A 14,000-nucleotide genomic window follows, 5' to 3' on the forward strand; every position below is an offset into this window, starting at 1 on the left:
AAAATCAATAACGTTGTTCCGTCAGTCGATAGAAATCATCTATCGTTTGCCATCCGACGTGCCTCGGCCAGTAAGGCCTCCAGCACCGGCGTATGGGGTTCCCGCCACGGTGCGACCAGGCCCACCGCATGGCTGGCCCCGGCCCCGTCCAGCGGGATCATGCGCAGGGGCTTTCCTTCGGTCAGGAAGGCCGCGATGTCCTCGGGCAGGATGGTGATCCAGCCGCCCTCCAGCACATGGGCAACAAGAACAACGGTCGAACTGGATTCGACGGTTGCCTGGGGAACAACGCCCGCCTCGATCAGGTTGCGGTTGATGATGCGGCGGTTCTGCATATCGCTGGTCAAGAGGCACAGCCGATGCCCCGCAAGATCGGCCCAACCTACCCGGTCCTGCAGGGCCAGGGGCGATCCCTCGGCGCAGACCAGCATATAGCGTTCGTCATAAAGGCGCACCGTGCTGACCCGGCCCAGGGGTTCGTTGTCCAGATACGATATCCCCGCGTCCACTGTCAGATCGTCGATCATCTGCAGGATCTCGACCGAGGTGCGCGACAGGATCGTCATGCCGACATTGGGATGGGCCGCGCCAAACCGGGCGCTGATCCGTGCCGCCCAGGTCAAGGCGGTCGGGATCACGGCGATGCGAAGCTGGCCCGACAGCCCATGGCGCGTCGCTCGCATCTCTTCTCGCAACTGCCGGGTGTCGCCGACGATGCGGCGCGCCCAGACCAGGGCTGACTGCCCTTCGGGCGTCAGGCCACCGTAACGCGAGCCGCGAAAGATCAGCAGCACGCCAAGCTGTTCTTCCAACTGCTTGATGCCCGCCGACAACGTGGGCTGGGTGATCCCCAGGCTTTCGGCGGCGCGGCCGAAATGGCGTTCCTTGGCCACTGCCAGGAACATTTCCAGCTTGTCGATCATTCCGCCGGCGCAAGCGTGGCTTCGTCCAGCCGGTCCTTGCGCCCCAGAAGACGGCGCATCAGCACATAGAACAGCGGCGCGAACAGGATGCCCAGCACGGTCGACGCGATGGTTCCGCCGATCACCGTGGCGCCGATGGCATTCCGGCCATTGGCGCCTGCCCCGGTGGACAGGACCAGGGGCAGCACGCCCAGCGTGAAGGCGATCGAGGTCATTACGATGGGACGAAACCGCTGGCGCGCGGCCTCGAGCACGGCCTTGAACAGGGGAACACCCGCCTCGGACTGCTCTCGCGCGAATTCCACGATCAGGATGGCGTTCTTGCCCGTCAGGCCGATCACCGTCAGCAGGCCCACCTGGAAGAACACGCCGTTGTCGAACCCGCCCAGGAACGCCCCCAACAGCGCGCCCAGAACGCCGATGGGCATCACCAGGATCACCGCCAGCGGGATCGACCAGCTTTCATACAGCGCAGCCAGGCACAGGAACACGGCGGCCAGCGACAGCGCGTACAGCAGCATGGTCTGGTCGCCGGATTCCTGTTCTTCCAGCGACAGGCCGGTCCAAGCCACGGCGAAACCGGGCATCTGCGCGACCAGGCGTTCCACCTCGGCCATGGCATCGCCGGAACTGACGCCGGGGGGCGGACCGCCCTGGATCTGCATCGCGGGAATTCCGTTGTATCGGCTGAGACCCTGCGGCCCGAAGGACCAGTTTCCCTGCGAGAAATTCGAGAAAGGAACCAGTCCGCCCATCGCGTTCCTGACCCGCCACTTGTCAAAGTCGCCGGGTGTCGCGCGCGACATCGCCTCGCCCTGGACGTAAACGCGCTTGATGCGACCGCGATCCACGAAGTCGTTGACGTAGCGGCCCGTCCAGGCGATCTGCAACAGGTTCGCCACATCGGTCGCGGTCACGCCCATCGCGCCCGCCTGGCGCCAGTCGATGTCCAGGCTGAACTGTGCCGCATCCTCCAACCCGGAGGGCCGGGCCTGGGCGATCATCGGGCTTTGCGCCGCCATGCCCAGGAACTGGTTGCGCGCATCCAGCAATTCCTCATGCGATTGCCCGCCGCGGGCTTGCAGATAGAAATCGAAGCCCGACACGTTGCCCAGCTCGATCACCGAGGGGGGCACGATGGGAAAGACCATCGCGTCTTGAATGCCGCTGAGCGCGCCAAAGGCCCTGCCCGCGACGGCCTGCACGGATTGCGAGGGGTCGGGGCGTTCGTCCCAGTCCTTCATCCGAACAAAGGCCATGCCGACATTCTGCCCCTGCCCGGCAAAGCTGAAGCCCACGACGCCGAACATCGAATCGACGGAATCCTTTTCCTGATTCAGGAAGTAATCCTGCACCTGGTCGATCACGGCGGCGGTGCGTTCCGCCGTGGCGCCGGTCGGTCCCTGGATCAGGACGAACATGATGCCCTGATCCTCGTCCGGCAGGAATCCTTCGGGCGTGCGCATGAACAGCAGCACCATGGCCGCGCCGATGGCCGCATAGACCAGCAGCGACCGCAGCGGTCGGCGCACGATCCAGCCCACCGAACCGGTATAGCCGTTGGTCAGCCGGTCAAAGTTGCGGTTGAACCAGCCGAACAGGCCACGTTTCGAATGATGGTCCTTGGACCGCAGCAGCGTGGCGCACAGCGCGGGCGTCAGCGTCAGCGCGACCAGTACCGACAGGCCCATGGCGGACACGATGGTGATCGCGAATTGCTGATAGATCACCCCGGTGGATCCGCCGAAAAAGGCCATCGGCACGAAGACCGCCGACAGGACCAGGGCAATGCCGATCAGCGCGCCGGTGATCTGGCCCATGGACTTGCGCGTGGCCTCCCTGGGCTCAAGCCCTTCCTCCTCCATGATGCGTTCGACGTTTTCGACGACCACGATGGCATCGTCCACAAGCAACCCGATGGCCAGCACCATGGCCAGCATGGTCAGCGTGTTGATGGTGAAACCAAAGGCCGACATGATGCCAAAGGTGCCCAACAGCACAATGGGAACGGCCAGGGTCGGGATCAGCGTCGCCCGCCAGTTCTGCAGGAAGATATACATGACGATGAAGACCAGCACGATGGCCTCGATCAGCGTCTTGACGACCTCCTCGATGGAAATGGACACAAAGGGGGACGTGTCGAAGGGGATCACGTAATCCACGCCTTCGGGGAAGAATTCGGCAAATTCCTCCATTCGCGCCTTGACCAGTTCGGCGGTGTCAAGCGCGTTGGCCCCGGGCGCCAGGGACAGCGCCATCCCCGAGGCAGGACGCCCGTTATAGGTCGCGTCGGTGGCATAGCTTTCCGCACCGATTTCCACCCGCGCCACATCGCGCAACAGGACAAGGCCGCCGTTCTCCTCGGCCCGCAGGACGATCTGGCGGAAATCCTCGGGGGTGGACAGCAGCGACTGCGCGGTGACGGTGGCGTTCAGCTGTTGCCCCTGAACCGTGGGCAGGTCGCCAAAGGCTCCGGCAGAAATCTGGGTATTCTGCGCGGATACCGAGGCCACGACGTCCGAGGGCGTGATCTCGTAGGCTGCCAGCTTGTCGGGATCCAGCCAGATGCGCATGGCATAGGGCGAGCCGAAGACCTGGACGCTGCCCACGCCCTCGACCCGGGACAGGTCGTCCACCAGGTTGGAGAACATATAGTCCGACAGGTCGGTCTGGTCGTAATTGTCGTCGCCGATCAGGCCGATGACCATCAGGAATCCGGCGGTCGATTTCTCGACCACGACGCCCTGGCGCTGCACCGGCTCGGGCAGCAGGGCCGTTGCCTGGGACAGCTTGTTCTGGACCTGGACCTGGGCGATGTCCACGTCCGTTCCGGTTTCGAAGGTCAGGGTGGTCGAGGATGAACCGGCCGAGGTCGAGTTGGACGAAATATAGCGCAGCCCGTCGAGGCCGGTCATCTGCTGCTCGATCACCTGCGTCACGGTGTTCGAGATGGTTTCAGCCGAGGCGCCGGGATAGGTCGCGCGGATCGTGACCGACGGGGGCGCGATCTGGGGATATTGCGCCACCGGCAGGGTCAGGATCGACAGGATGCCGATGCCCATGATGATAATGGAAATCACCCAGGCGAACACCGGACGATCGATAAAGAAACGGGCCATGATCTGTCACGCCTTCGCGGGCTGGGGCGTCAGTTGCTGGACGCGGCTTCGGCCTGTGCTGCCTGATCGGGGGACGGGGCGGCAGGATCCTCGGAGCCGCGCTCCTGCGGTGTGACCGGGGCCCCCGGCGCAATGCGCTGGACGCCGGCCACGATGATGCGGTCGCCCGCAGCCAGGCCGCCGGTCACAACCCATTGGTTGCCCTGGTCCTGGGCAATTTCCAGGGCGCGTTCCTCGACCAGGTTCTGATCGTTCACGACCATCGCCACCGGACGGCCGCGCCGGTCGCGGCTGACGCCTTCCTGTGGGGCCAGAACAGCCCCTTTCAGTTGCGCCTGTGGGATGTCGGCCAACACGAACATCCCGGGCAGCAGAAACCCGTCGGGATTGGCAAACTCCATCCGCAGGGTAATCACGCCGGTTGTTTCATCGACATGGGGTTCGGCAGCGGTCAGGGATCCGGTGTGTTCATAGGTGCTGCCATCGGCCAGCCGCAGCGCCACGGTGCGGTCGGCACCCTCGGGCAGCGCGGCATTCGGACCCATGCGCTGCCAGCGGATGATTTCGGCGGCCGACTGGGTCACGTCCACGCGCACCGGGTCGATGCGGCGGATCACGGTCAGCGGCGCGGCCTGGCCCGCAGTCACCAGGGCGCCGGGGCTGACCTGGGCCAGGCCGATCACGCCGTCCAGCGGCGCGGTGATGGTGGTGCGATCCAGGTCGATCTGGGCTGCCAGCAACTGCGCCTCGGCTGCCTTGACCGCCGCCTCGGCGGCGTCGCGGGCGGCGATGGCGCTGTCTTCGGTTTGCTCGCTGGCCACGCGCCGATCACGCAGAGCCACGACCCGTTCGGCGTCGCGGCGGGCGGCATCGGCTTGTGCCTGGGCCTGGGCCTGGGCTGCCCTGGCCTGGGCCACCGCCGCTTCATATGTGCGCGGGTCGATGCGATACAGCGGATCGCCCTGGGATACCTCGCTGCCTTCCTCGAACAGGCGTTCGACGATCAGGCCGCCGACCTGAGGACGCAATTCCGCCTCGGCCGAGGCGACGACTCGGCCCGGCAGGCTGGCGGTCAGGGTCACGTCCTGGGCCTTCAAGGTCACAACGGTAACGGCAGGGGGCGGCATATCCCCGCCCGGCGCCTGGGCAAACGAACCCAGGGGGGCCACTGCCGCCATGCCTGCAAGAACAAGGATTCGTGTCAGCGTCGCCATGCTGTCCATACCGTTTGAAGGATTCCCGATGCTGGCGACTGCCGGCTTGGGCCAGGCAGTCCGTCGCCGCCGATAACGCTATCGTCAACCGGCAAAAAGGACAACGGGGTCGATGCAATTTCTGTGCGGCGGGGCAATGGCGCGCTTGCTTCATGCCCGGCCCGCAGGCACTGTGATCCCGCAGATGAATGGGGGAGTGTCCAATGACTGCCTATCTGATCGCGGACGTGACCGTGACCGACGATTCCTGGGTGCCGGAATACGCCGCCCGCGTTCATGAAATTGCAGCCCGGCATGGCGGGCGCTATCTGTCGCGGTCGGGCAATATCGACACGCTGGAAGGCAAGGCCTTGGGCGGCACCCTGGTCGCGCTGATCGAGTTTCCGACAAAGGATGCCGCCCGCGCCTTTGCCGCCGATCCCGACTATGCCCCCTTTGCCCAAGCACGCAAAGCAGGCAGCATCAGCAATTTCCACCTGATCGACGACACCGATCTGGCAGGCGCCATCCCCTATTTGCCGAAAGCTTGAACTGTCGGATTGCGGTGCCTGCACAAAGCTGCAAGGAAACGGCAGATGCCGGTCCCCGGCCAAGTGCGGAACAGGTCGCGATGCAATTTTCCTATGGATCGACGGCGGTCCGGGTCAACATGCCCGATCCCTCCTCGCTTATGGCCGAGATCACGCGTCGCCTGCGCAACGGCCAGGGTTTTGCCCTTGCGACCATAAACCTGGATCACCTGGTCAAGCTGCGCCAGGACGAAAGCTTTCGCGACGCCTATGCCGCACAGGATCTGGTGGTGGCGGATGGAAATCCAATCGTCTGGCTTTCACGCCTGGCCAGCCATCCGGTCGGCCTGGTGACAGGATCGGATCTGGTGATTCCGCTGGCCCGGCTGGCCGCGACCGAGGATGTGGGCGTGGCCCTGGTCGGCACCACTGACAAGGCTCTGGCAGCGGCGGCAGAAGAAATTCAACGCCGCGCGCCGGGTTGCCGGATCGTGGCCCGGATCGCCCCGCCGATGGGTTTCGATCCCGACAGCGATGCCGCCCGCGATCTTCTGTTGCAGGTGCGCAGCAGCGGGGCGCGATTGTGCCTTCTGGCGCTTGGTGCCCCGAAACAGGAACGGCTGGCGGCGCAGGGCCGGTCGGTGGCGCCGGAAATCGGCTTTGCATCGATCGGTGCGGGTCTGGATTTCTTGGCGGGCAACCAGACCAGGGCGCCGCAATGGGTCAGGCGGATCGCGATGGAATGGGCATGGCGGATGATGTCGGCGCCCGGACGGCTTGTCCCCCGCTATGCCCGCTGCGCCGCCATCCTGCCGTCCGAGGCGGTGGCGGCCTTGCGGCAGCGCCTTTGATCAGCAGCCGGTCCGGCCCAGCACAACGGACACGGTGCGCAGCAGGATCGCAGCATCGCTGGCGAAAGACAGGCTGCGTTCGTAACAGTCGTCATACCATGCACGCGCCGCGAAGGTGGTCTTGTTGCGGCCCGAGGTCTGCCAGAAGCCGGTGATGCCGGGACGCAAGCGGTAATACCCCTGGCCCGAATACATTCCCTGCTGGTCGGGCATCATGGGACGCGGGCCGACAAGGCTCATGTCCCCGGTCACGACATTCCACAATTGCGGCAATTCGTCCATCGAACAGGCGCGCAGCACCCGCCCGAAGCCAGTCACGCGCGGATCGTCGCGCAGCTTCTGCGTATCGTCCCATTCCTGCCGGGCCTGCGGGTTCTGGGCCAGATGTTCTTCCAGCCGCTGGTCGGCATCGGGAACCATGCTGCGAAGCTTCCACATCCTGAATATACGGCCATCGCGGCCGATTCGCTGCTGCGAATAGAACGGGTTCCTGCCGTCCAGCATGACGATCAGCGCGAAAAGCACCACCAGCGGAAGCACGACCGGACAGGTCAGCAGCACCAATGTCATGTCCAACGGACGCTTGAGCAGGCTGCGATATAACCAGGGACGTGGGGTTTCGATCGAAGGGGCGGCCGTAACGCGGGCCATCGCGACCGACTGGGACTTAACCGACATCTTTACCTGCACTAGCACTTGGAAAAAATATGCCCCCGAAACACCGAAGGCGGACACCGATAACAAGACTGACGTTAGCATTTCCGCGAGCGGGTTAATATGCACAAAGTTTGATTTAATTGGGTTAATGACCTGACATTTTGGATAGGCTGCGACCCGATACTGCCGGAAGGCGACCTGAGGCGCCGCGAATCGCCATTCGTGACGGGTCCACACGGGACTGTGCATTTTTCAGCCGAGGTTCGGTTGAACTGCGCCGCGTTCCGCCTATGCTGCACTGCGACATACCCGCCTTAACAGGCCTAGGGAAGGAAGCGCCATGACCGACGAGACCCGCCGCCGCGCCGAAGACATCCGCACCGAAATCGAAACGGTGATTTCGGCACCCTTGCCCCAGCCCAAGGATGAACCGGTGTCGGTCCGTACGGCGGACCCCCAGCTTGCCGCCGAGATCCGCCGCCGCATGGACGAGATCGACCTGACCGATTCAGGATCCATTGTCCGGTTTGGCACCCGTGCGCAGGCGGGCTTGCAGGAAATCAGCCAGAAGATGCTGGCCGACGTGAAAAGCAAGGACGTCGGTCCGGCAGGCGAAAGCCTGCGCGGCATCGTGACCACGATCCGGGGATTTTCCACCAGCGAACTGGACATGCGCCGGACGCGAAGCTGGTGGGAAAAGCTGCTGGGCCGATCGGCGCCCTTTGCCAAGTTCGTGGCGAATTACGAACAGGTCCAGACCCAGATCGACCGCATCACCGTGGAGTTGGAACGGCACGAGCAAACCTTGCTGAAGGACATCAAGGCGCTGGACCTGCTGTATGACCATACGCTGAACTTCTATGACGAACTCGCCCTGTATATTGCCGCGGGCGAGGAGAAGTTGCAGGAACTGGACAGCACGGCGATCCCCGAAATGGAAGCGCGCGTAAAGGCCGTCCCCGAGGATGACCAGGTCATGCAGGCCCAGGCCCTGCGCGACCTGCGGGCCGTCCGCGACGATCTGGAACGCCGCGTTCACGACCTGAAGCTGACGCGGCAGGTGACGATGCAGTCGTTGCCCTCGATCCGGCTGGTTCAGGAAAACGACAAGTCCCTGGTCACCAAGATCAACTCGACCCTGGTGAACACGGTGCCGCTGTGGGAAACCCAGCTTGCCCAGGCGGTGACCATCCAACGCAGCGCCGAGGCGGCGCGCGCCGTCAAGGAGGCCAGCGACCTGACCAATGACCTGCTGACCCGCAATGCCGACAACCTGCGCCAGGCGAACGTCCAGATCCGCACCCAGACCGAACGCGGCGTGTTCGACATCAATTCGGTCAAGGCGGCCAACGCCCAGCTGATCGCCACCATCGAGGACAGCCTGCGCATTGCCGACGAGGGCCGCGCCCGCCGCGCCGCCGCCGAAAGCGACCTGACCAAGATGGAGGCCGATCTGCGCGACACCCTGGCTCGCGCAACAGCCCAGCGGCAGGGGGCGCCGGCCCGGACATGATGCAGAAGACAACCGGTTTCCGGCGCAGCCTGCCCCTGCTGGGGCTGCTGGCCTTGGCCGCCTGCCAGGCACCTGACCCCGCGCCGCGACCGGTTCCCGCGCCCCGCCCGCAGGCGCGTCCCGAAAACACCGGCCCGTCGCAGGAGGAGTTGCGCAAGGCCCGCGCCGAACGCAACCGTGCCGCCAATATCGCTGCGTCACAGGCGCTGACCAAGGCCAGCCTTGCCAGCAACGCGCAGCGGGATTTCTATGCCCGCGCCGAACGCGCGCTGCGCGATGGGGGACGCTTGCGCCGTGACCGGGTTCCGCTGGATGCGCCCATCGACGCGGACACCTTGACCCGCAACTTTATCGCCATCGCCCTGCGCGACGAATATGGCGCGGGCGGAATGCAGGCAAATGGCGGTGGCGCGCCTGCCCCCCTGCGCCGCTGGCAGGAACCGGTGCGGGTGCAGCTGGAATTCGGGGCGGTCGTGGATGTGGCCACCCGCCGCGCTTATCGGGTCGAGGTCAGCCAGTTTGCCGAGCGCCTGGCGCAGGCGACCGGGAATGGCGTGTCGCTGACCGACAGCGGCGGCAATTTCATCGTTCTGGTGCTGTCCGACGACGAACGCCGTGCCGTCGGTTCGCGGCTGGCGCAGCTGGTGCCAGGGATACCGCCACAGGACATCGCCGTCATGCAGGCCCTGGACGCAGACAATTTCTGCACCGTCTTTGCCTATTCGCGCGGAGCCTCGCCGGTTTATTCGAATGCCGTCGCGCTGATCCGCGCCGAACTGCCCCCGCTGTTGCAGACCTCTTGCATCCACGAGGAACTGGCCCAGGGCATGGGTCTTGCCAATGACAGCCCCGCCGCCCGCCCCTCGGTCTTCAACGACGATGAAGAATTCGCCCTGCTGACCCGGCATGACGAGTTGCTGCTGCGGATCCTTTACGATCCCCGGCTGCGCCCCGGGATGTCCGCGGCCGAGGCCGAACCCATCGTCCGCCAGATCGCGACGGAACTCGTGGCGCAAAGCATCTGACTTGCGCCGCCACCGCGCTTGGCCGCATAAAAGACACGACATCCTGCGGAGGGAAAGATGGCGATCTTCGACATTCTCGGCGGCGAGTTCATCGAGGTCATCGAATGGACGGACGATACGCGCGACACGATGGTCTGGCGCTATCCGACCGTCGGCAACGCGATCAAATACGGCGCCAAGCTGACCGTTCGCGAAGGCCAGGCCGCTGTTTTCATCCATGAAGGCCAACTGGCCGATACCTTCGGGCCCGGCCTTTATATGCTGGAAACCAACAACCTGCCGATCCTGACCCGGTTGCAGCACTGGGACCACGGTTTTCGCAGCCCCTTCAAGTCCGAGATCTATTTCATCAGCACCACCCGCTTCAACGACCTGAAATGGGGCACCAAGAATCCGGTCATGACGCGCGATGCGGAATTCGGTCCCGTGCGCCTGCGCGCCTTTGGCACCTATTCCCTGCGCGTCACCGACCCCGCCCGCTTCATGACGGAAATCGTCGGCACCGACGGTGAATTCACCAGTGACGAGATCACGTTCCAGATCCGCAATGTCATCACCCAGGAATTTTCCCGCGTCATCGCCGGGTCGGGAATTCCGGTGCTGGACATGGCGGCCAATACCGGCGACCTGGGCCGGCTGATAGCCCAGGCGATTGAACCCACAATCGCAGCCTATGGCCTGTCAATTCCAGAATTCTATATTGAGAACATCAGCCTTCCGCAGGAAGTCGAGAAGATGCTGGACAAGCGCACCTCGATGGGAATTTTGGGCGACCTGGACCGCTTTGGTCAATATGCAGCGTCCGAGGCGATGCTGAATGCCAGCCAGAACCCTGGTTCCGCAGGGGCGGGCATGGGGGCCGCCATGGGCGCGGTGCTTGGCGCGGGAATGGCAAACCGGCCCGCGCAAGGGCCATGGGGCAGCATTCCGCAGGGCGGCGCCACGCCGCCGCCATTGCCCGGACAGGCCCAGCCGGTCTGGCACGTTGCCCTGAACGGCAAATCCGAAGGACCATTCGACCGCGCCGGGCTGGAGCGCTTGGCAACCGAGGGACGGTTCATGCACGAAACGCTGGTCTGGGCACCCGGCCAGGACGGCTGGCGCAAGGCAGGCGAGATCCCGGAATTGGCGGCGTTGTTCCCCACCATGCCGCCGCCCTTGCCGGGCTGACCGCCTTATGCCCACGCTACAGGCCGAACACCGATACCCCTGCGAGCAATGCGGGGCAAGCCTGCGCTTTCAGCCGGGCCAGCAGGTGCTGGTCTGCGACTGGTGTGGGCACCGCCAGGCCATCGGCTCCGGTCCCGCCCGCGCGCCTGCGCGCCAGACCCAGGGCGGGCCCGAGGGCGAGGACGCGATCCTTGCCGATCCGAAAACCGGCAGGGCCTTGCAGTGGGACGCGGGCCACAAATCGCTTGATCTGGTCGAAATCCCTCTGGACCAAGGCCTGCGGCTGGAGGCCGGATCCGAGCTGGCCGAGACCGTCCGTCTGCTGTCCTGCCCCAATTGCGGCGCCCAGATCGAGTTGGGGGATACCACCCATGCCAGTGCCTGCCCCTTTTGTGCCACGCCGGTTGTCACCGACACCGGGACCAGCCGCAAGATCAAGCCGCAAGGCGTGCTGCCCTTTCGCCTGACCGAGGATCAGGCGCACCGGGCGATGCAGGATTGGCTGGGCAACCTGTGGTTCGCGCCATCGGGCCTGACCGCCTATGCCCGCCGGGGGCGAAGGATGCGCGGAATCTATTCCCCTTATTGGACCTTCGACGCGCGCACGCGGTCTGCCTATGCCGGACAGCGGGGCGATTACTATTACGAAACCGTTTGGGTCACCCAGCAGGTCAATGGCCGCAACCAGCAGGTGGCGCGGCAAGTCAGGCGCACAAGATGGCGCCCCGCGTCGGGCCGTGTGGCACGTGATTTCAACGATGTTCTGGTGCTTGCCTCGGCATCACTGCCGCGCAAATTCGTGGATGCGCTGACGCCTTGGGATCTGTCCCACCTGCGCCCGTATCGCCCTGATTATCTGGCTGGCCTGGAGTCCGAAGCCTATACGATCCCCTTGGCAGACGGGCACAAGACGGCGCGGGCTGAAATGGCAGGGGTGATCCTGAACGATGCCCGCCGCGACATCGGCGGCGACGAACAGCGCGTCGATCACATTCAGACAGACCATGCGGACGAGACATTCAAGCATGTCCTGCTGCCGGTCTGGTCGGCAGCTTATCGTTACAATGGCAAGAGCTATCGTTTTGTGGTCAACGGCCAGTCCGGCCGCGTCATGGGCGAACGGCCCTGGTCAGCGTGGAAGATTGCAGCCGCAGTAATCGCGGCCTTGATCGCGTTGGCGGCTTTTTTCTATCTGGCAGAGGCAGGGGGCTATATCGATATGGGCGCTGCGCTTCGGGATGCCGGACCGGTCATCCAAGGCTTCTGAAAACCGCGCATGGCGATGAACGGCCCGACGCTGCCGGGCCGTTTCTGTGCGACCTTGGGGTCAGGCGGCGCGGCGGCGGCGCAGCAGGGCAAAGCCGGCCATTCCCGCAGCAAGAAACGGCATGGTCGCAGGCAGCGGCACAGGCGCCACGGCCACGTCAAAGCTCATCGTGCTGCCGTCAACATAGCTCACGCCCGGCCAGGTGATGAACAGATTGCCAGCGTCGAAACTGGTTCCGAACGGCGCGATCGAACCACCCGTATGCGAGAAGCCGGTGAATGCGGTGCCCGACAGCAGCGAGATCTGGAGTCCGTTGAAGGGCGTGCTTTCCCAAGTCGGATTGGTCAACGTCGTGTTGAACGTGACCGTGAGGGCGTTCGCGGCAAAGTCCAGCAGGATATCGGTGACGCCCTCGACGCTGATGGTGGCATCGATGCCTGCCCCGACCGTGAACGGACCCGTTTCAGTCGCTTCCGGATAGACCGTTCCGGCATCGGGATAAAGATAGACGGCCGACAGGGTCATTCCGTCCAGCGTCGCGGCCCTGGCCTCTGGCGCCGCCAGGGCGGCAAGGGCGATAAGGGCGGCACCTGCATAGTTCAACATCTCACTCTCCACGATACAGACTGGGATGAACCTTGCCTGCATCGCAGCTTTGGCCCTAAGTAAATTTCCGCGGCCTGTCCAAAAAAGCAGGTGCAACAGCAACCGCAGGACGAGACCGGAATCCTGGATGAAACCATCGCGTTCATGCACGCCGGAACCGCGTATCATCCGCGCAACCTGTCAGCCCATATCGCAATACGAGGCTTAAATGATCTTATGCGCAGGTGAATCCCTGATCGACATGGTGCCGCAGGACCGGGGCTTCCGCCCTCTCGCGGGCGGTTCGGTTTACAACACCGCCATTGCCCTTGGCCGGCTGGGGGAAGCGGTGGCCTATCTCTGGCCCATCAGCCGCGATCCTTTTGGCGAGGTTCTGCTGCGTCCCCTAAAAGATGCCGGGGTGAATACCGACCTGTGTCCCCGCACCGACCGCCTGACGACGCTTGCCCTCGTGACGCTGGCAGGGGGCGAGGCGCGTTATTCCTTTTACGATGAGGGATCGGCGGGCCGGATGCTGACGGCGCAGGATATTCCCGCCCTGCCGGACAGCGTTGATGCCCTGTTCGCGGGGGGCATCAGCTTGGTCCCGGATCCCTGCGGAGCAGCGATCGAATCGTTGATCGCGCGAGACGGCGGGCGTCTGCCGGTCATGCTGGATCCGAATATCCGCCCCTTCTTCATCGCTGATGCCGACGCCTATTGCTCGCGACTGTCGCGGCTGATCGCGGGGGCGGATATCGTCAAGCTGTCAGGCGACGATCTGGACTGGCTGTATCCGGGCATGACACCCGATGACGCCGCGCGTCAGGTGCTGGCTCAAGGTCCACGGCTGGTCCTGCAGACGGGCGGCGCGGCGGGCGCGCGGGCGCATTGGGCAGGCGATCCTGTCGCGGTTCCGGCGATCCGCACTGCCGTTGCCGACACGATCGGTGCGGGCGATACATTCAACGCGGGCGTCCTCGCCAGCCTGCGCCGCCAAGGCGTGCTGACCAAGGCCGGATTGGCTGCGATCACCGCAGATCAGATCGCCGCCGCGCTGTCCTTGGGCGCGCAAGCCGCCGCGATCACCGTGTCCCGACCTGGCGCCAATCCCCCTTGGGCGCATGAGATGCCTGCCTAAACCCCCTTTCCGAAACGTGCGAGCGG

At 64.6% G+C, this 14,000-nt stretch carries 12 protein-coding genes; 7 read left to right on the forward strand and 5 right to left on the reverse strand.

The annotated features are described in order from the left end of the window. Nucleotides 1-35 precede the first annotated feature (35 nt). The 3 genes from LZ585_RS08130 to LZ585_RS08140 are packed head-to-tail and all read right to left on the reverse strand — an operon-like array spanning nt 36 to nt 5,265. The gene (locus LZ585_RS08130; RefSeq protein ID WP_234853115.1) at nt 36-923 is read right to left on the reverse strand and encodes a LysR family transcriptional regulator; all 888 of its coding nucleotides are present in this window, start codon (nt 921-923) and stop codon (nt 36-38) included. Next, nucleotides 920-4,042, reverse strand: coding sequence for an efflux RND transporter permease subunit (locus tag LZ585_RS08135; protein WP_234853116.1), 3,123 nt, complete (start codon nt 4,040-4,042; stop codon nt 920-922). The genes LZ585_RS08130 and LZ585_RS08135 overlap by 4 nt, the downstream gene beginning before the upstream one ends. 29 nt (nt 4,043-4,071) lie before the next feature. Further along, nucleotides 4,072-5,265, reverse strand: a complete 1,194-nt coding sequence (locus LZ585_RS08140; RefSeq protein ID WP_234853117.1) for an efflux RND transporter periplasmic adaptor subunit — start codon at nt 5,263-5,265, stop codon at nt 4,072-4,074. A 194-nt stretch (nt 5,266-5,459) separates the two neighbouring features. On the opposite strand from LZ585_RS08140, the gene LZ585_RS08145 reads away from it, so the two are divergent. Then, on the forward strand, nt 5,460-5,786 hold the full coding sequence (locus tag LZ585_RS08145) for a DUF1330 domain-containing protein (RefSeq protein ID WP_234853118.1): 327 nt from the start codon (nt 5,460-5,462) through the stop codon (nt 5,784-5,786). Between the two features lie 80 nt (nt 5,787-5,866). Then, the gene (locus LZ585_RS08150; protein ID WP_234853119.1) at nt 5,867-6,616 is read left to right on the forward strand and encodes a WecB/TagA/CpsF family glycosyltransferase; all 750 of its coding nucleotides are present in this window, start codon (nt 5,867-5,869) and stop codon (nt 6,614-6,616) included. Here LZ585_RS08150 and LZ585_RS08155 read toward each other — a convergent pair whose 3' ends face one another. Next, entirely contained in the window at nt 6,617-7,294 is a 678-nt protein-coding gene (locus tag LZ585_RS08155) for a sugar transferase (protein ID WP_234853120.1), read from the reverse strand. Nucleotides 7,295-7,613: 319 nt separating this feature from the next. Here LZ585_RS08155 and LZ585_RS08160 point away from each other — a divergent pair, with 319 nt between their 5' ends. The 4 genes from LZ585_RS08160 to LZ585_RS08175 are packed head-to-tail and all read left to right on the forward strand — an operon-like array spanning nt 7,614 to nt 12,248. Beyond that, nucleotides 7,614-8,786: a toxic anion resistance protein gene (locus tag LZ585_RS08160; protein WP_234853121.1), complete on the forward strand. Its 1,173-nt coding sequence runs from the start codon at nt 7,614-7,616 to the stop codon at nt 8,784-8,786. Continuing rightward, nucleotides 8,783-9,811 carry a DUF2927 domain-containing protein gene (locus tag LZ585_RS08165; RefSeq protein ID WP_234853122.1) on the forward strand — a complete coding sequence of 343 codons (1,029 nt, stop codon included), beginning with the start codon at nt 8,783-8,785 and terminating at the stop codon, nt 9,809-9,811. The genes LZ585_RS08160 and LZ585_RS08165 overlap by 4 nt, the downstream gene beginning before the upstream one ends. A 57-nt stretch (nt 9,812-9,868) precedes the next feature. Continuing rightward, on the forward strand, nt 9,869-10,981 hold the full coding sequence (locus LZ585_RS08170; protein WP_234853123.1) for an SPFH domain-containing protein: 1,113 nt from the start codon (nt 9,869-9,871) through the stop codon (nt 10,979-10,981). 7 nt (nt 10,982-10,988) lie between these two features. After that, entirely contained in the window at nt 10,989-12,248 is a 1,260-nt protein-coding gene (locus tag LZ585_RS08175) for a zinc ribbon domain-containing protein (protein ID WP_234853124.1), read from the forward strand. Between the two features lie 60 nt (nt 12,249-12,308). On the opposite strand, the gene LZ585_RS08180 is transcribed toward LZ585_RS08175, so the two are convergent. Beyond that, nucleotides 12,309-13,022, reverse strand: a complete 714-nt coding sequence (locus LZ585_RS08180; protein WP_234853125.1) for a VPLPA-CTERM sorting domain-containing protein — start codon at nt 13,020-13,022, stop codon at nt 12,309-12,311. Nucleotides 13,023-13,062: 40 nt separating this feature from the next. On the opposite strand from LZ585_RS08180, the gene LZ585_RS08185 reads away from it, so the two are divergent. Further along, nucleotides 13,063-13,974, forward strand: coding sequence for a carbohydrate kinase family protein (locus LZ585_RS08185; protein ID WP_234853126.1), 912 nt, complete (start codon nt 13,063-13,065; stop codon nt 13,972-13,974). The last annotated feature ends 26 nt before the right edge of the window (nt 13,975-14,000 follow it).

The sequence above is a fragment of the Paracoccus everestensis genome (genome assembly GCF_021491915.1).
Lineage (GTDB): Bacteria > Pseudomonadota > Alphaproteobacteria > Rhodobacterales > Rhodobacteraceae > Paracoccus > Paracoccus everestensis.